Annotated in this window: 12 protein-coding genes; 1 reads left to right on the top strand and 11 read right to left on the bottom strand. The window is 60.8% G+C overall.

Features of this window, described 5'->3' with window-relative positions:
- Positions 1 to 51: 51 nt before the first annotated feature.
- Positions 52 to 759: a helix-turn-helix transcriptional regulator gene (locus ABZ810_RS25175; protein WP_358407081.1), complete on the bottom strand. Its 708-nt coding sequence runs from the start codon at positions 757 to 759 to the stop codon at positions 52 to 54.
- Positions 760 to 979: 220 nt separating this feature from the next.
- Here ABZ810_RS25175 and ABZ810_RS25180 point away from each other — a divergent pair, with 220 nt between their 5' ends.
- Positions 980 to 1,450, top strand: a complete 471-nt coding sequence (locus ABZ810_RS25180) for an ATP-binding protein (protein ID WP_358407083.1) — start codon at positions 980 to 982, stop codon at positions 1,448 to 1,450.
- Between the two features lie 463 nt (positions 1,451 to 1,913).
- Here the strand turns inward: ABZ810_RS25180 and brxL are convergent, their stop codons facing one another.
- The 10 genes from brxL to ABZ810_RS25230 form a co-directional block, all read right to left on the bottom strand.
- A complete protein-coding gene (gene brxL, locus ABZ810_RS25185; protein WP_358407085.1) occupies positions 1,914 to 3,926 on the bottom strand; it encodes a protease Lon-related BREX system protein BrxL in 2,013 nt (670 codons plus the stop codon).
- Between the two features lie 23 nt (positions 3,927 to 3,949).
- Positions 3,950 to 6,505 carry a PglZ domain-containing protein gene (locus tag ABZ810_RS25190; RefSeq protein WP_358407088.1) on the bottom strand — a complete coding sequence of 852 codons (2,556 nt, stop codon included), beginning with the start codon at positions 6,503 to 6,505 and terminating at the stop codon, positions 3,950 to 3,952.
- 1 nt (position 6,506) lies between these two features.
- Positions 6,507 to 7,946, bottom strand: a complete 1,440-nt coding sequence (locus ABZ810_RS25195) for a hypothetical protein (protein WP_358407091.1) — start codon at positions 7,944 to 7,946, stop codon at positions 6,507 to 6,509.
- A 641-nt stretch (positions 7,947 to 8,587) separates the two neighbouring features.
- On the bottom strand, positions 8,588 to 10,414 hold the full coding sequence (locus ABZ810_RS25200) for a DNA methyltransferase (protein WP_358407092.1): 1,827 nt from the start codon (positions 10,412 to 10,414) through the stop codon (positions 8,588 to 8,590).
- A complete protein-coding gene (locus tag ABZ810_RS25205) occupies positions 10,407 to 12,383 on the bottom strand; it encodes an ATP-binding protein (protein WP_358407093.1) in 1,977 nt (658 codons plus the stop codon). The genes ABZ810_RS25200 and ABZ810_RS25205 overlap by 8 nt, the downstream gene beginning before the upstream one ends.
- Complete coding sequence (gene brxC, locus ABZ810_RS25210; RefSeq protein WP_358407095.1) at positions 12,380 to 15,925, bottom strand: BREX system P-loop protein BrxC; 3,546 nt, start codon at positions 15,923 to 15,925, stop codon at positions 12,380 to 12,382. The genes ABZ810_RS25205 and brxC overlap by 4 nt, the downstream gene beginning before the upstream one ends.
- 14 nt (positions 15,926 to 15,939) lie before the next feature.
- Complete coding sequence (locus ABZ810_RS25215; RefSeq protein WP_358407097.1) at positions 15,940 to 16,515, bottom strand: BREX protein BrxB domain-containing protein; 576 nt, start codon at positions 16,513 to 16,515, stop codon at positions 15,940 to 15,942.
- Complete coding sequence (locus ABZ810_RS25220) at positions 16,512 to 17,297, bottom strand: BrxA family protein (protein WP_358407100.1); 786 nt, start codon at positions 17,295 to 17,297, stop codon at positions 16,512 to 16,514. The genes ABZ810_RS25215 and ABZ810_RS25220 overlap by 4 nt, the downstream gene beginning before the upstream one ends.
- Positions 17,294 to 17,860, bottom strand: coding sequence for a BrxE family protein (locus ABZ810_RS25225; RefSeq protein ID WP_358407102.1), 567 nt, complete (start codon positions 17,858 to 17,860; stop codon positions 17,294 to 17,296). The genes ABZ810_RS25220 and ABZ810_RS25225 overlap by 4 nt, the downstream gene beginning before the upstream one ends.
- The gene (locus tag ABZ810_RS25230) at positions 17,857 to 18,069 is read right to left on the bottom strand and encodes a DNA-binding protein (RefSeq protein WP_358407104.1); all 213 of its coding nucleotides are present in this window, start codon (positions 18,067 to 18,069) and stop codon (positions 17,857 to 17,859) included. Before ABZ810_RS25230 ends, ABZ810_RS25225 begins: the two co-directional genes overlap by 4 nt.
- Positions 18,070 to 18,137 lie beyond the last annotated feature (68 nt).

The following is an 18,137-nucleotide window of genomic DNA, read 5'->3' on the forward strand; positions in this document are numbered from 1 at the left end:
CGACGAGGACGCCATCGAGCAGACCGGCCCTGACCAGGAGGAACGAGCCGCCTAACGATCACTGGCCCCTGTCTCGTTTGACTTGACACCTACCGCCCGAGCGGCGGACTCAGCGAGCGCCAAGCCCTCGCTCGGATTACGCAATCCGTAGAGGGCGACATAACTCCTGCGCAGCTGAGCATGCGCCTCAGCGAAGCCGTCACCGACCTTCCGCGCCGCCGCAAGAGCAGCATCGAAGTAGGCCAAGGTCGTCGCGTGGTCACGCCGCTGAGAGGCGTCCCACACAAGCTGCCCCATAAGCGTGGCCGACTCAGCCTCAGCCTCCAACAACTCGCGAAGAACTCGTCCACTGGGAGCGTTCTGCCGAAGGAAGGCCACCTGCCCGTGGCATTGTCCTGCAGCCGCCAACAGCAGGGCCGACGGCACCCGGTCGTACTCCTCACCGAGCGCCTGCACGCGCTGGCGCAGCCGAGCAGCAGCGACAAGATCGACGCCAGCCGGGTTGTCCAGCACATGCGTCAGGCGTTCATCTCGCTGCGGCTCAACACAACGAACGTCATCGAGGAGAGAACTCAGCTCCTCCAGCGAAATCCGTAGTTCTTCAGCCAGACGAGGCCGGATGAAGGGCAGCGGATCAGTCTCCGCCCGTTCCCAGCGGCCCACAGTCGAACGCTCGACGCCCAGCCGTTCAGCCAGTTGCTCCTGGCTGAGCCCCGCAGAGCGGCGCTTGTGCGCCAGGCCATGTCGTTTGAGCGCCATCCTCCGGCCTCCTAACGTCCCTGCGTCCGACGTTCCCAGATTTCTGCCTGTCTCGGCAGGTCAACCCGCGCGATGCATCACGGATGCCGCATCGATGCCCCTCCACCGCTCTGGCTCGCCCGCCGATGACGCAGTCCGGTGTACCCGACCACCGTGAACAGTCAAGCACAGACAGTGATAAATCCTAGCTCTACCCAACGATCCGCCCAGCCATCCCGAGATGAAGGCAACCGACATGCCCGACAGCCATCCCGCTCAATGGCCTCTCCGCGACGAGATGGAATTCGTCTGCCTGCCCAGCGCCGCCCGCTGGGCGCGGAAGCACACCCGCCACACACTCGCCCGCTGGAACCTTTCCCACCTCACCGGCACCGCCGAACTCCTGGTGTCGGAGCTAGTCACCAACGCCTACAAGGCAGCCGGGGTAGACGTCGAACACTACGGCTACACAGCCCTGATCGGTGTCCCGCCGATACAGATGCGCCTGGCCTCGGACCACCGCCGGCTCCTCATCGAGGTCTGGGATCACAGCCCCGAACCACCCACCATCAAACAAGCCGACCTCGAAGCAGAGAACGGCCGAGGCCTCTTCACGATCGACATCCTGTCGAGCCGCTGGAACTACTACCAACCCGCCACCGGCGGCAAAATCGTATGGTGCGAGCTCGCTAAAGAACACACCCCAATCTGAAATGAGGACGCTGCGGACCAAGCTGGAGAAATGCTGGCTGAACTATGTCATGGCGGTCCTGGCCGAGCACCAGGTCACTCTGGCCACCGGCAGAAGCGGGCCGACCACCTGACCACAGGCATGGCCGTAGGCGCATCCCTGATAAATAGATGGCGTCACGTCAGCGATCAGCCGCCGACTTTGACATGGCTCCGGGATCGCGCGGTGCCAGATACTAGGCTTCCAACCCGCAGATTAAGAGTCATTTGCAAGTCCTGGAACCACCGGTGAGCGTTGCCAGGCCGTGACGGCGACACGAACTTACAAGTCTCCGATCACGCGTCATGCTGCGCTGGATCCGTCGCCGCTCAGGTCTGTACCCGCGCCAAGCGAACGGGTCCAGCCGTTGCCTTCGGAGCTCAACAACCGTGAGGTGTTCAGGAAAACGCGAGCTGCGCTTACGGCTGATCTGCCAGCCGAGTTTCTACTGAACTCCAAGGGCTTTCATGGCGGCTGTCTTCGGATCGCCGTAGAAGACTGGGTCGACATGCTCCATGATTTCAGCGCTCACGTCCAGGAAACTTCTCTTGTTCTCGATCGGAATGAGAGCCCTTTTGGCACCGTTGTCTTTGGCGACCTGCAGCGGTTCAGTAAGTGAGCGCATCGGCTTTATGTTTCCTTGCACACTCATGTCGCCCAATATAAGAAGCGCGGGACCTGTCGGCGCCTTTCGCAAGGCCGAATAGCAAGCTACAAGGAAGGCTACACCGAGCTCCGCCTCCACGCGGTTGGCGAGCAGGTCGATAACTTCTACGTGGACATCGGAAACGTCTAGATCCCGGGCAACCGCAAATTCAACCTTCCTCGCCCACAGAAAGCTGAAGGCACGTTGTACAGACTCCTTGGTGACGCCACCTACGCCGCCTGCGAGCTTCAGCTTACCGGTCCCGCTAGAGATCGAAATCTCGATGCGGTAAAGGCCAACCGTGCCGTCGGATGTGACTCCGGCGCTGTACACAGTCCCCGGCGACAATGGATCGGTTGAGATTAGATCGCGCCCACCCTGCTCGGGCACGCCGACGAAGCGCTCTTCGCCGGTTTCCTGAAGCGTGTAACTGAACGAGGTGTGATAGTACTCAAAGGATCCCATCTTCTTGAGCTGCTCTTTGACTCGCCGCCTGCCCTCAAGCGCAAATTCCAGGACCTCCTCCAGCTCCTCCTGGGTCACCTCACCGTGCGGAAACAAGATTTTCGTCAAGCCCGACACTGTCTTGCGTACCGCCTTGCGATCGCGAGCATTGAGGTGTGAACCTAGCGAGAAATGCCGATCGATCAGTTCCGTATAGTTGTGCTTGCGCAGCTCTCGCAGGGCCTCGGCGAGATAGTCGACAACGAACCCGTAGTGGTTGGTAAAGAGTTCATTGCGCATCTTAGGAATCTCCCAGCCAGGGAGATAGTAGTGGATGCGGTCGATGAAGGCCATGTCGTCCCGGATGACGCTGGGCATCGGCGAAAAGAGGTGGCCAGTCTGTACCATCACGTCAATAGGCTGATTGGTGTTGCCAAACATTGCAATGCTTGCATCACCGGACATCGCTTCCTGTCCGCGCTGAAAAGTGCCCGACTCGCAGTAGGTCTTCATCGTTGAAACGACTTCTTTAGGCATCTTTTGCAGGTCGGCGACCTCGTCGAAGCCGACGACATCCCAGATCTGGACCATGCCTTTCTGTCGTCCCGACAAATGTCCGAAGAGATTAGCGACTGTTGTGCCGCCAGTGAGTAGCGCCGAGTATGGGGAGACTTCCTGAACTACGTAACTCTTGCCGGTACCGCGCGGCCCGAGCTCAACGAGGTTGTAGTTTCGCTCGGCGAACGGGATCAGCCTGGCCAGGAAGAGAAACTTCAACCGGCGGGACATCTCGCTAGGCTCGTAACCTGCACTGCGAATGATCAGGTCTAGCCATTCATCCGTGCTAAACTCGCTGCGAGTCTTTCGGTACTCCTCAAGGTCGAAGGTGGCAATTTGAATCGGCGTCAGCCGGTCGATCCAGAACGGATTCCTGCCCTGTGACTCCTCGTCATACTCGAACCGCATGTCGACCTGGGCCCAGATCCCGCCCATCACTAGTCGCTCGTATTCGCGGACGTAGTGGTCGGGGATGTGGACGTTCTTGTGTCCGAAGTTGGTGACTTCGGCCCAATAGTCGGAGTCGACCAGACGGACTTTGACCTTGTCGATGAACGTATGGCGGCCACGGCCCTTCACGATCGCCTGTGCCTTCATCGACTCGTCGGCACGGATGTAGTTGTCCGCGAGAGTGTCGTTGACGACCTGCAGCCCCATTTGGATAGTCATCTCGTCGGAAGATGCGCAATATTTGCCTAGCAGGAATTCCAGGACAAACACGGGTACATTCGCCCCGACCTTCACCTTCTGGACCAGGTCCTTGCGAACCACCTTGCCAGCGAAGAGCCGGTTGACCTTGTCGTCAAGCATGTCGCGAAGAATAGGCGCCGCGCTCATCGCACGCCGAGCCTTACAGGAATTTTGTCCCGTGACCGAAAAAGTTCCGCATCCGTTTCCGGGTCAAGTACGACAATCTGCAGTGAATCGGCTGTGTCGTCGGACAGCTGAAACCCGACGGTAGTGGCACTGTCGGACTCGAGTTGAATGCGTTCGGTGGCGCGGTCGAACTCCGCTCCGGCCACCATGCCGACCATGCCGACCTGGTTGCCATTTGAGATAAGCATGGCGCGCACGGCGGTCCCAGTCGTTCCCAACATCATCTGTCCACTCCCCAACGACAGGGTGACAGTGAAGATACGGTTCGTGATGACCTCTGGGACGTCCGTCACCGTGACACTCGCGGTGGCATCCGGCTTAAGCGTGCCGGCTGCGGTTCTGATCGTCACAACGGGAATGACCATCTCCTGCAGGGTCGGACCACCATGGTGGAAGGCGAGGTCCCCACCGGCTCTGAACACCCCCGCTCCGGCAGGGAAGACCAATTCGAGGTCTGAGTCGTAACCCAGGGCGGACCCTGTGACCCGCACACATCCAGGCGGTGTCGCGCCGCCGTGACCGATCCAACAGCGTCGGTGCAGGTCGACCGTGCGGCCACCGGGTGGGTCAGTACGCATCGACTCGTCCCGGTCGCTGGCGAAGAAGAGGTGACCGTGATCTGCGGTGACCACGGCGTGGCCCACCCCGGCAGCTGCCAGCTTGCGGATTGCCCGGGCGATGTTGTCGATGACGGTGTCCATCACCTGCCTTGCGTGAAAAGTGAATCCTGCCTCGCCCACCTTGTCGATCTCCTGCGAGCGGACAACCACCACTTGCGCATCATCAAGCTTCTTCGTCAACTTCGATGGCGCCAGGCTGAGCAGCTCAGCAAGCGAGAGGTCGGCCGACTTGGGGATGCGGGCTCTGAGGTATCTCTGCCGCGCGGTCAGGTCCGGAAGGAAGGTGCTGTTGATTCTAGCGCCGAATCGGTCGCCTTCCTCGACGACGGAAAAGCTGGCGGATGCGCCTGGTTGCAGGGCAGCCATCCCGACCGGCGTGATGCTGGGCAGCGCGGCGACGCCGGGCCGTACTGAGAGCTCCGAACTTTCCGGCAGCCTACTCGCTAGCTCGACGCCCATCTCGTATCTCATCGCGTCGACTAGGAAGTAGGCCACGGGTTTCGGCTGCTCCGCGACAACCTCGCCGTAGACGTGGGTCTGGTGCAGGGCATCGGGGATGGCCCAATGAGATGAGGAAAGAGCGTCGACAAATTTCGCCGCCATTAGGTGACAGGTGTCCTCGTACGCCCGCCGGACCAGACCCAGCAGTCGTTCGTCCGGATCGTCGTCCAGGGTGGCCACCCAGGCTTCGAGTTGCCGTTGGGCCTGGTCCAGGCGGTACCACTCGCTCGGGGCATCCGTGTACCTCATCAGCCAGGTGCGCACGTTCCCGTTGGCCCTGCCCACCTCAGCGCGCACCCGGAGTGCTTCACGGCCAAGCTCCGCCATCCGGCGGACCGCTTCCCACTGGGCCCTACGGCCGACGTCCAGCTTCAGCCAGAAGCAATGCTCGCGTTGGGTGACAATGGCGAGCACCTCGTCGTACTGCGCTGCCACGATCAGGTCCGCGCAGTAGCGCAACAACTCACGCTCTTCGAAACGGAATGTGTCGGTCGAGCCGAGCGCGCTCGCGGGTATCTCCGTCTCGCGCAGTCGCAGGTCGTTTTCGACCTGGTCGGCCAACGCAGGGTAGGCAGCTGAGAAGTCGACGCGGAGCCGCGTGGCCAGCGCTCGCACGGCTGAGGCGGATTCGGCAGAGGGGGGTGTTGGAACCCCTTCAAGGCTCGCCGGTGGCGGGCACGCCAAATCCAGTCGGAATTCGCTGGCTAGAACGTAGCGCGCGGTCACCGCCCTTAGCTTGGATAGGGTGGCGTTGCCGGGTGGGTCCAGGCCCAGCTTCGCATTGATCAATGCGACGAGTTCAGGAGTGGCAGCCTTCGCGCTGATGGCGGCGTCATGGGACTCGTCAGTCAGCCAGGACCCCAGCATCGCGTCACTGTCCCGGGCGTCATGGAAGATTGTCTTGAGGATCGACGGCGGCTCAGGCCCGTCACTTTCGGCCATCCGCGCCAGATCCGTGTACGTCAGCTTCCGGTCCGCCGCGAGCATCTGATCGACGACACCGAGCGTATGCGTCTTCAGTAGCAGGTTTCTGGCCAGCTGAACCAGGCCTGGGTTCCACCGGGTACCTGCCTCCTCCAGCTCCATCAGCACCGAGCTGCGGGCGTCGCGGGCACAGCCAGGCAGATAGATGACGACGACGCCTGGCGTGTCGCCGCTCACATAGGGCTCAGCCGCGGCCCGTACCTCAAACATCGACCCGTCGTACTCAGCCAAGCGGGCGTCGACTCCCCCTACAGACACCGGCGCAAGTTCAGCATCAATACGCGGACCATTGCGAACCTCGTTGATGAACGGCGTGAACTCGCTTCGTTGGTCGTACCAGACAACGATCTTCCGGTTGTTGAGCTTGTCAGCGAGGAGCTTCGCTATGTAGTCGTGAAGTGGGTGCATGTCAGCGACCTCCACCATTGCCCACGCCAGCGGCAGCGCGCCGACGCCGGGTCCCCACGCCGTTGGCGGCTGTCGGTGCGTTGAGCAGGTTCTGCAGTGCGTCCTTGACTGCTGGCGACGTCCGGTCCTGGATCAGTTTGTCGACCGGCTGCGTCGGCGCCCGGCGGGCCGCCCAGCTACCATCCGTACTTTGCTCCCAAAAGACGTCCTCTAGGTCGTGCGCGATGGCAAGGCTGCGATCGGTGGCACACTTCGGGATGACCCGCTCAGGCCACAGGTGCATGGCGAGGTGTGCCCAGTCGTACTTACCGGCGCAGAGTGCATCCCAGGCCGACTTGAGCTCCCTTTGCCATGGTCGGTGATGAGAGACCAGACGCCACAGCGAGGCGAAGTTGATAACAACTCCATCGTCGAGCTCCGGGTTCCACAGCGGCGCCACCCGCTTCACCTCATCCAGGAGGCTGCGCAACTCGTCCACGAAGGTCTCCTGATCGGCGAGCGCACGGCGCTCCGCCGCCGTCGAGCGTTCCTGACGCTCACGTCGCATAGTCTCCAGGCGACGCTCCTCGAGCATCAGCTTAGGTACGACGTAATCATTCTGTACGCGGTACATCGTGTCTCTGGTAAACGCGTGGATATAGAGCCACACAGAGTATCTCGCCGACGGCGTCGCCAGTTGCCAGTAGATCGGGGCCTTGCGCCGGCTCTTCGAATACATCTTGATGTGTACGGGGAAGAATTCGCGGGCCAGCCAGGAGCGCAGGTTTTCTGGTTCCGCAACCTTGACAGCGTTAGCGACGGCCATAACGTGCGAAGCCAGATCCTGCGGATGGCCGGGATCGTCGACCAAGATGTCCGGCGGACGTACGGGGGGCTTCTCGCTCTCTGGCCACATCCCGGGGGAACGCACGGGCAGCGGATCGAACGGCTCTGGCTCAGGCGGAATCGGTCGTGCTCCGGTAGCAAGTCGCAAATCAAATCGCCCAAATGCGACACCGACGAGCCACGAAATTAGGCCGTCATCCCCCGAGTCTGTCAAGCCGTACTCCGGTTCTACCTCATCAGACTCATCGGACCCCCCTTCAACATCGTCTAGTTCGTTCGCGACACGAGTGACAGACAGCTCGCCTTCTTCTATAACATGACGATCCTTCTGGCTAACTCCATAAAGACGGAAGGCCAGGTCATCGATATCCGCCATCAGGTTGGAGAGCTCAAGTGCCACTCGTGCTGGATCGAATCCTCTACGTTCATTGAATGCTGCCGGGAGCACGAACGAACAAGACGTCTCATCGATTGTCTTGAAGGCTCGCGTTAGAGACCACGCCTTGCGCGCAAATTGCGCCAAAGCGTAGCGCTCTTCAGGACCTTGCGCCGGAAATGGCGTGGTTTGAATGACGCCTGCCTCATACGACCCAAACGACATCTGTAGTGCGAGCAAAAATCTGAATATTTGCGAATTTGCAAGCGCCACCGTGGCAAGTAGGTCAGTCTCTGAATCCTGGAAGTGGAAGCATCCCGGTCCCTTGTCTCCAAATATTGAGTCCTTCGGCAGTACTCGCAGACTGAAGCCTTTTTGACTGCGACGTGACCAGGTAAGCCCAGGGCGAAAAAAGTACTGTAGTGATGCAGGGCGGACGTCAGGGCGATGGAGGGTACCAAGGTAACCAGGGTAAGTCTTGCGCGCTGGGTCCCAGGCTATAGCGAGGTGGAGGTCTGCATAGAATTGAGAGAACGCTCCGCCCTTCGCATGAGGAATCCAAGTTTGACTATCGCGCCCAGCTTCGCCAATTTCCCATAGAAGTCGAAGCCACCTCTTGTCGTCAGTGGTGCCGTTAGTTCGCCGTGCGACACGGCCCCCATGCTCGAAGGGGGGAAGCTCGGCAAATAGGGCGAGCAACTCATCACTTACCCAGTAAGCGAAGGGGGTACGCGGCACCACTGACAGCTCGCGGACTTCTCGATCGAAGCAATCTCTGTCAATCGCCCCAGAGGCCTGCCCCTTTGACACGGCAATCACTAGCTCCGCGAGCGCCGCTTCCTTGTTTTGCGCTTTACGTCCTGTAAGGCGAAAGAAGATTGTCAATTATCCGCCTCCAGACAGTACGCTGCCGTCTCCACCATTGCACCATCCAGGACACCGTTCCCGAGATCGGCAAAAACTACAGGAGGTGCTGTCCGTAGGACGATTTCTTCGCGCCATTTTTGGAATCGGGACAAGAAGAACCCACTTCGAGACGTAATCGCGCCAAGTCGCCCGCGGGACGTTAGCAGATCGATACCCCGTTCAACGAATGCCGCGTAAACATCATTTTTCGTGAGGGGATAAAGTTTATCGAAGACCTTTTTGGCTCTAGCGCTACCCGAGCCGAACGGCGGATTCATTAGCACGGTGTCGTATCGTTTGTCTGCTATCGATATCAACCCGAGTCCGTAAGATGCGTCGTCCGAGAATAGCCGGCGTCGGATGCTGGCACGGGTGGCCGGATCCACCGAGAAGCGGTGCAAGGCTTCGTGCAGGCGCTCCTTTGGAGGGGTCAGGAGATCATGCTCGTAGCCTGGGGCCAGCGGTTGGACACCGCCTGACTCGAGGGGGAGCAGCAGCCCGAGGTCGCCTGCCAGGGCGAGAGAACCGACAAGCTCCTTGAGGATCTGCGCGAGTTCTGGGTCGTTGAGGCGCCCAACGAAGTCGGCAGCAACCTGATCGTCGGCGACCAGTGGCTCAGCGATGATGATGTTCGAGCGCCGGATCGGCGTACGTGCATTGCGCCCGATGCCGAAGTCACGGTAGGCGCGCTGCGCTCGCAACCACAGTGCCAACTGGGCGATCTGTGCGCAGCGCGGATCGATATCGACACCGTGAAGGTTGTGTGCGAGGACAAGGCTTGGGATCGCCTGGCGAAGGGCCTCGAGGGTGGTGTAGTCCTCGGCGAGAGTCCGACCGGTCACCTCGCTGGCAGGGCTCTCTGCGTCGACGTACGCCTCCTCGTAAATCATGATGAGCAGGTCAAATGCGTAAAGTAGGAAATGGCCGCTGCCGCAAGCCGGGTCCAGTACTCGGATGTCACGCGGATCCTTTTTCGACCGAGGTGCGAACTGCTCGCCTGGCCTGCAGACCATGTACTCACATCGTTCAGCCAACGCCGTGTCGGTGCCGCGCATCTCGTACCAAATGCGTCCGAGGGTGTTGTCGGTGAGGAACTGAACCACATATCGGGGTGTAAAGAACTGATTCCGGATAGCCAGTTCCCGGCCGTTACGAGGAGCTTGGCTTTCATCACGCATCCTCCGGCGTTCGTTCTCGCTGTTGAAATATTGGTAGAACCAGCCAATGGTCTCGTCCTCGGCCCAGATACCAGCAAGGTCCTGAGCATTGAGGATGGCCAGCAACTCGTCGAAGGGGGCGCGTCTCGGCCACAACACCGACGCCGGGTCACGCCGGTCGAACAGCACCTTAACTTCGGTTGACAATTCATCGAACAGTGACTCAATGTAGAGGCGGTAACCGGCGCCACCAGGCAGTAGCGGCAGTCCCGAAGCCATCCCGCAGAACTCACGATATCCGACCGACTCCTCGCCTTTGCTAACGCACTCCTGCACTAGCTCGCGAGCCTCGAGCATCTTGAGCGCCACGAACCGATTCAGGGTGGTGAACGCCGATTCCCGGATGTAGTCGGTGACGGCCGAGGCCGTGCTCATGCCCGTGGCCAACCTGTGCTCCAGCACCGCGACAATCTTTCTGCGCTGGTAGACCTGGTGTGGAGTTAGGTGCGGGCTGTGCTGGGTAGCAACCTTGCCGCTACGGAGCACGTCAAAGTCAGCTTCGAGCTGCTCGGCGAACTCATCCTCCAGGAGACTGCGAGCGCGTTGGGTAGCGCGGTCGATAGCATTTCGTGCCTGCTTATCCACGATGCCCTCTCCGGCGGCTACGCGAGGCCCGCTTCTGCGGGGGTTGGTTGTCCCGCCTGAGCCGTTCGAGATAATCGAGATTCCGCTGGATCTGATCACCGAGATTCTGGTCAACGCTGTGCGCAATTGCGTCGCGCAGGTCGTGTTCAGCCCGGTCTAGGTAGGCGTGAAACTCGCGCCAAGCACGTTGACGTGTGGCCTCTGCGATATCCCGGTTCCGCGCCGTTGTACGGCACAGCTTCGCCAGACCGATGAGGGCGTCGCCACGAAGTTGGCGTAGCGACGGGTTTGTCTGCCACTCCGGGTGCTCCAGCAAGTTCCTCTCAATGAGAGCCAGTGCGCTCTGGTAGTCGTGCGCGCGGCTCATGGCCACCGCGATACGTCGCAGTTCACGCTCCTCCAGCCGCCCACGGGCAGCCGATGACAGCAGCTTGCTGGCGAGCTGCTGATGATCATCAATTGCTTGATCGCTCTCCAGCGCCTCGGCGAGTTGCACCAACACCTGCGGAGGCAACGACTCGATCTGGTCGAGGTGCTGCCGGATCCAGGCTGACACAGCTTCGGGGTCGCGCCGAGCGTGCTGGACCTCGGCGAACAACTGGATCGCGCGGAAGTTGAGGCTGTCGCTGGCCAGTACCCGCTCCACCTGTATCCGCGCCGTCTCTAGGTCACCCAAGGCGAGCGCCTGTTCAGCCGAGCGAAGATCGCGCAACGCAGCGTGCCGCGGATGGGCCGGCAGTACACAGAGCACTCGGATCGTGTCGGCCTCGAAGGTCGGAGGTGGGCACCCTTCCTCTCGCATCGACCGAAGAATCGTGGGGATACCCTGCCCTTCCGCCTGGGCCAGCTGCATTCGGGAGAAGAACCAGGCGAGTGACTGGTTTCGCCATCTCGGTGATGCCGTTCCGGTGCGAAGGGTTTCGATATCTATCCCGGTGGTCAAGGCGCCAGGGGACGCTACTTCGATCCGATCCGAGAAGACGGTCAGCCTCGTGGGGTCGGGCAGCTCGTAGTCTCGATGAGCCAAAGCGTTGCCCATCGCCTCGTAGAGTGCGCGCTTTGGGTACTTAATGACATTCGGTGAGGCGGCATCGGTCTTGTCGAAGGCCGTATACGACTGGATATCGAGTAGCTCCTGGAGCCGCAATGCCTGCTCGAGTACGTTTCCTGCCAGATCGTGCCGCTCGGCGTGCGGATCCGAGCGATCCCCACCCGTATAGATGGAGAAGTACGTCACGGCTCCGGGGATGAAACGCTGGGTTTCTCTGCCGAATAGTAGGACCGCGAAGTTCCGTGGGCGTAGGACCCCAGTCAGCGGCTCGCTGGCGAGCAGCGGCGGGACGAATGCACTCAGTTGCACATCCGGCGAAAGATACGGCTCGACGCCCGTTTCATGTGAGAAGATCCCCATCCGTTGCAGCGCCTCGCGTAGCGCCAACAGGTCAAGATCGGACTCCGTGGCTCCGTTGCACGGACGACGGTCCCACGGCTCAAGGGCGCCCTTGCGGACGAGGAGATCCTTGAGTGTCCCGTTCCTGGCCTCGATAGTGGACCGGCTGACCCGCACGTAGTGCTTGGCGCCGTCGTTACGGCGGCGGAAGGTGTGTGCGGTTCCGGTGGCCGGTTGTACGAAGACGAGGATTCTTAGCTGCGAGTCCGGTGTGTCCAGTTCCTCGACCAACGGTGTGATCGGCGGCGAAACCAGGTCTCGGCAGCGGGTCAGCACCGTACCCTCGATCTCCCTGAGCCTGTTCGCGGTCAGACCAACGCGCACCAAGGCCGGGAAGCCATGCTTGTCCTTGTCCTCGCGGACACCACAGACGACATAACCTCCGCCGAGATTCTGCAGGTCGTTGGCGAAGGCGGTGAGCGTGGCCACGACGTCGTCGATGTCAGCGACGTTCTCCTTCCACTCGGTCTGTTCGTTCTCCCGGCGGGCCAGCTCATCAAGATCGATAAGCGCGGTCATGACAGCACGACTTTCTTTCCCGCGCCGATCAGCCGCGCGCACTCCTCGCGCAGACCGGTGAGTGCGGCATCCAACTGCTCCTCCGTCTCAATCCCACCGGAGAAGTAAGATTGAACTTTCACGGGTGCCAGGCGGTCCCCTTCGAGGGTCTCCTGCATCCGCCGGACGGCGTCGCGAAGGCGCCCTTCACAAGCGTCACGTTCGGAGCGCAGCAGCGAGATCGGCACCGTCTGCGGCAGTGGGCGTTGACCGGCCAGAATCTTGGCCGCTATGTCCTGTTGAGTTTGCTCGGTCAGATCATGCCAGCCGGGCTCGCTGGTGAGCTGCTTGAACGCGTTGGTATAGGCGTCGATGCGCGCCTGCTGGGCGTCGTCAAATCGGCGCGCGTACTCCGACTCGATCGCCCGGGAATGCTGTTCTATGGCAGGTAGGTCGCGGTAGAACGTCTCCCTAGCGAGGAGATCCACCAACTCCGTGGCGCGTGACTCCAACTCCGTGCCAATTCCCAGCTCGTCCTTTAGCGCAGGCCAAGCTACCTCGGCTGCCTGACGTGCTCGCTTAAGATCGTGCAGCCGAGGCTCGGAGAGCACGTGCTCGAGCTCGGTAGCGCGCCTGATCGCGTCCTTGATCGCCCGATGGCTCGCATTGAACGTGGCGATGACTTCATCGTCCGACCCGCGCAGGATCACCTTCATCTGCCCAAGGGCGGTCTCCAGGACGCCACCGCCGGGAAGGCGGTGGGCCGCCAGTGTGGACTGCATCGAGGCGATCACGTCCTCATGGCGAGCGATCTGTTCGCGTAGCTCGGCGGCGATGGCGTTGGCAGTCAGCTCGCGGCAGTCTTCCCCGAACGTGTCGGAGAACGCCTCACCCGCCTTCACCACTTCTACGTACTCGATGCCTTTTCGCGGGCGAAAGGATGCCTGGCGGAAGAGATTGTTGTTGGAGAAGGCCTCGCGCGCTTCGACACTGGTCACCGTGTTGAGCGTGCGCCCCTTGCTGGTCGCCTCGATCTTCTCGGCACGCATGAGGGCCAAGACCAGCAGCCGGACCACCTCGAAGTCCCATCCAAACGGTTCATTGGCGAACTCATCGTTCAGGTATCTCCCGCTGGCGGTCTCACCGTAGTTGGCTCGATCATCAATCCGGTGCAAAACCTCCCGGAGTGGGCCGCTGTCGACGCTGAACAGTGTCTGGCCGTTCTCGGTGCGGAGCAGATTCAACTGGTTGAAAACCTGTGGTAGGCCTCTCAAGTTCTGGGCAGTGAAAATCGCGTCGGTGCCCCTCCGGACGTCGTTAACCTTCGCAGCAGCTTCCTGGAAGCGGTCAAAGACATCGGGCAACACCTGGCCGAGGATCTCTGCGGCCGTCTTGGAGACTTCCACCGCCCTCTCGTCCGGGCTGCGGTCGTGACCGCGGAAGTACACCCGGCCGGCGAGACAGGCCGTCCGGAGTAGACGCCGAAGCTGATCCTGGTGAAGGCGCTGCCGAAGCCTTTCCTCGGCGATCAAGAGTGGAGTATCCTCACTCTTGGTCTCCCGCTCCTTACGAGCGATCATCTCACGAGACCGGAAGACCTCCTCAATTTCCCGATCGATGGCATTGTCGAGGGGCACCGCCCAGAACACATGTCTGCGTTCCTGCTGACTGCGGCTGCGCAGCTCGTTGGCCAGCGCCTCGAAGTCGGACCCTTCCTCGGCCAGGTGGAACTGAAAAGTCAGATCGCCGCCGGTGACGTCGCGGCCATGGATCGCCAGGCCAGCCTTGAAGGTCTTGGTCTCGAACAGAGTGTGGGAGGGTTGGGGCTGCCAGAAGCTGGCCAGAGTTTCGGAATAGAGGCGGTGTGCGTCCCCAGGTTTGGGGCTGATGCCGTTGCGGAGTCGTTCCCAGTCATCCTCGGCGGGGGTCGGGATGCGGTAGCCGTCGTCACCTCGGCGGACCTTGTGGGCCGCTTCCAGTTCCCGCAGCGCTTCTTTTACAGGGGCGAGCGGCGAGTCGCTTTCGACCCCGGGCAGGAGGGCGGCGGCTATGTTCTCTGCACTGCGGTGGACGCTCTTGACGTACTGGAGCAAGCAGATTACCTTCGCGACACGCTGTGCAAACGGGTGGTCTAGCTCTCGAGGGATCGTCGCGATCTTGGCGCGAATCTCGGAGCCAATATTCTCCTCAACCAGATCGTAGACCTGATCCAGCCGGACCAGTTCACCGACCGGATGATTGGCCAGGTCTACCGCCGGATTGATCAGAAGCTGCTGCGCGAGCTTGATGATCGTCCGATTGGCGCCGCCGACATGCCTGCTCGCGCCAGCTTGGGTACGCAGGCCAGAGACGACCTGGATGATGAGGTCGATCTGGTACGGCAGCAACGGGTAGAGATCGACGAAGCTGTCCCGGTTCAATTCGGGCAGCTTGATGTCCGCAGTGAGCCGGGTGTGGTGCAGCAGGCGCCCGCGGTGCTCCTCGAAGAGTGCACCAAGTGTCTGCTCGGCGGTGGAGTTCTTGAGTAGAACGCGACGGCTCGTCACCTCGGAGATGTCCGAGGGTTCCAGGTGCACTTGGAGCGGGAAGCGATCCATAAGCCGGGCCAGCTCGATCTTCTTGTCGTCTAGGCCGCTGACGAGTTCGCCGAGCTTCTCCTGAGAGGTGACGACCACCCAATGCCGGCCCCGGCCTATCACGCCGAGGCGCTGCACGATGGCCTGTAGGTCGAGCATCTTTTGCACGTCACGGGCAACGAACTGCCCCACCTCGTCGACGACGAACATAAGCGCCTGGCCGGGTCGACGTCGGTTCATAAGCTCGGTCGCGCGCTCGGCCAACTTACCCGGCGTGATATCGGCTTTGTTCTTAACCGCCTTTACCCACGAGTCAGCCATCGGATACGTCTCCGGATCAAGACTGTGCAAAACTCGACTGGCCTCGCTCAACGCGAAAGCGATCTTGCCCTTTTCTTTGTTCCAGTCCTTATGGAAAAGCTGTTGATATTCCTGCTCAAAACGACTCAGATCACCCTGTTCTTCGAGTGAGATTTCCAACTCTGAAAGATCAAGATCCTTAGCATACCCGAGGCTGTTCAGGAGCAGGCCGTACATGATTTCTGTAAGGGTTTGATTTCCGCTGCGAATGCCCCGATCGGTGGAGACGTCAAAGACCACTGCGTGTGTGGGGATGTATTCGTTGATCACCTGCAGCAGGACCTGGATCCTACTGTCTCCTGCGCGCTCGGCGAAACGCAGGCCAGCAGGTACCCCGTCCACCATGCTGTTCTCTATAGAAAGACCCAGCATCTTGGCGAAGCTTGACTTTCCCGAACCAAAGAAACCCGACACCCAAATGGCAATGCCTTCGCGCGGATTGTTCGGTGCCTGTCGGTACTCCTCGAGAATCCGGGCGTAGTGCTGGCGTATGGCGCCGGTGACGACGTACTCGTTTATCTCATCGCGGATGATCTCTTCATCAGTCTGGTCGACCTTGATGACTTCTTCGATGCGCCGGTGGATATCGTTGGCGAAAAGCGCCTTGATCGGCTGGTCTTTGGTCATCGGAAGAGTTCCTATCAGATGATCTTCGAGCGGTAATTGTGCTCGGCGTCAAGCACTCCCATGAACTTCAGGCCTCCAGCGCCCTCCACTTCTCCGGGATAGAAAAGCACCGTTGGTACGTGGACCTGGCCTTTCAACTGTTCGGGTAGGGAGAATGTCCGGTACATCGGAAACAAGGCGCCAGCGCGGACGATGAACACTATGTCGCGCGATGGATCGGGGTCGGCCGGCATACGACCAGCAACGTGATCCACGAGAGGCGAGTATTCCGATATGACCGCGTGGACGGTGTCGACAATGGTGGCGACACCCTGTTCGCGTTCGACGGCAAACCAGTCTTCGAGCGAATTCTGCGAGCGCATCGCCTCGTCAAGACACTCCGCCAGAGAGATACGATGCACCTGCTTCCCCCTTTGGGTGAGCCTAATCTCCAGCATCGTCAACTGAGCTCGTAGCCTAAACTCCTCGCTGGGCTTGTATGGGAAGATCGCGTAGGGCATGTCGTGGTACGCACTCATACGCGGGCGGGGATCGGACATCTCGAGAATGGGTTCGAGATCGCAGCGTATTCGCTGGTCGAGATTGCTCATGCGATCATCCTTTCCGCGTACCGTTCGGAGTCCACGCAAGGCAACGACAACTGCACGATGCTACCTGCTACCTGGAAGTCGAGCTTCCGGAATTGATGCAACCGGAACAGTTCGCTTTCGACGTCGGCGGGACGCATCAAGAACAGCCGCCAGTCTGGTGACGCAATAACCTTACTCGGATTTCCCAGCTCTTCCGTCATCACGTGCAGCAGATATATGAAGCTGCGTTCAGGAAGGTGGTATCCCGTGAATTCGCGGGCAACCGCCCCCCGCAACAATCCGAAGTCCGCGGCGATGTGCAGCAGGCCAACGGCGACCCTCTTCTTTGTTGTATCGGACCACGGATGCTCGGTCTTTCCGCCACGGCTTCCGATGTCGGTTAGATAGGCCATTACGTCGCTCGAGCGAATCCGAAACACGCCAGATTCGTAAGCATCAAAGAGCCAGTTTTGCAAGAAATCACGTACAAGAAACTCGTCGCGCGTCATGTGCCAGAGCAGTAGCGGTTTCCACTCAGAGACATCACAACCGCTCTGGGCCAATCGCACCAGCGGCCGGTCCCGGCCCGCCGGATCGTACCGACGGTTGAGTACCTTGGCGACGTCGCGCAGCCACGTCATGCTTTTAGCGCCGATGGAGTTGTCGGCTCGAAGCCGGTCAAGATTCTCTCGCTTCGACAGCGCAAAGTCCCAGCGCGCGAACGCCGTGTATGTCTCCGCGATCATCGCACCCTTCACAACGGTGAAGGACGACGCCACGTTGGCCCGAGAGGTGACTGTCATGCTTCAGCCCTACGTGTATAGGGGACGGTGAGCGCGCCGGGTTCGCCGCGCGCGAATCCCAATGCCAGAAGGCGGACATCCTCATTGGTGCCCGAGAACACGCCAGGCAACGCCACAGTCCTCCCTTCGGCAGAGCGGCGAAGCCGTGTCAACGTGTCGAGATCCTTATCATCGACCAAGCGCAACCCGTGAAGTAGGCGGGCCAGGTCAGTCTCGTCAGTCTGCTCGATCCGCCCGAAGAAGGCGGACCAGTCTCTGGCGTTGTCTAGCCAGTGCTCCCAGCGCGCCTCGAAGTCCTCCTCGATGGCCTCGGGAAGCCGCCAGAGTGTCACACAGCCAGGTGGGTTGAAGACCTCATCGCAACGGTGAGCCGCCACTGCGAAGACAGACCGAGCCTGTGCGAACCAATGTGTGCGCGGGAGACCTCGCCGCAGGGCCGCTGCGCCATAGCGCCCGAGTTGCCCCTTCGTGTTCCACCACTTCGCACTGTCCATCTCACCGAAGCGCGCGACCACAACCCGGAGCCGGAACAGTAGGTCGAGGTCAATTACTGGAGTGGTCATCTTGTGGACCGCCCGTTTGCGCCTGCGTCGGGTTCATCGACGCCGCCCGCCCGGACCCACTTGCCAACTTGCGAAAGCTTGAACTTCCGCAGGTGGCCGATCTCGTGTGCGGGCAGCACCTGCGGCTCGATCCACCAGCACACCGAGTCTTTGGCTACCCCGAGGTGGCTGGCGACGCCTTCGGCGAAGTCCCACGGCTCGGTGTTCATCGGCTCCTCTCAAGCATGAGACCAGCGTAGGCCGTGGAGAGCCACCAGAGCCTCGCTCTGCCCACGAA

It is taken from the genome of Spirillospora sp. NPDC047279 (assembly GCF_040643285.1).
Lineage (GTDB): Bacteria > Actinomycetota > Actinomycetes > Streptosporangiales > Streptosporangiaceae > Spirillospora.

Coding starts and splice junctions, on each gene's coding strand:
- ABZ810_RS25175 (WP_358407081.1), bottom strand. CDS start 759: ATGGCGCTCAAACGACATGGCCTGGCGCACAAGCGCCGCTCTGCGGGG.
- ABZ810_RS25180 (WP_358407083.1), top strand. CDS start 980: ATGAAGGCAACCGACATGCCCGACAGCCATCCCGCTCAATGGCCTCTC.
- brxL (WP_358407085.1), bottom strand. CDS start 3,926: ATGCTTGACGACAAGGTCAACCGGCTCTTCGCTGGCAAGGTGGTTCGC.
- ABZ810_RS25190 (WP_358407088.1), bottom strand. CDS start 6,505: ATGCACCCACTTCACGACTACATAGCGAAGCTCCTCGCTGACAAGCTC.
- ABZ810_RS25205 (WP_358407093.1), bottom strand. CDS start 12,383: ATGACCGCGCTTATCGATCTTGATGAGCTGGCCCGCCGGGAGAACGAA.
- brxC (WP_358407095.1), bottom strand. CDS start 15,925: ATGACCAAAGACCAGCCGATCAAGGCGCTTTTCGCCAACGATATCCAC.
- ABZ810_RS25215 (WP_358407097.1), bottom strand. CDS start 16,515: ATGAGCAATCTCGACCAGCGAATACGCTGCGATCTCGAACCCATTCTC.
- ABZ810_RS25220 (WP_358407100.1), bottom strand. CDS start 17,297: ATGACAGTCACCTCTCGGGCCAACGTGGCGTCGTCCTTCACCGTTGTG.
- ABZ810_RS25225 (WP_358407102.1), bottom strand. CDS start 17,860: ATGACCACTCCAGTAATTGACCTCGACCTACTGTTCCGGCTCCGGGTT.
- ABZ810_RS25230 (WP_358407104.1), bottom strand. CDS start 18,069: ATGAACACCGAGCCGTGGGACTTCGCCGAAGGCGTCGCCAGCCACCTC.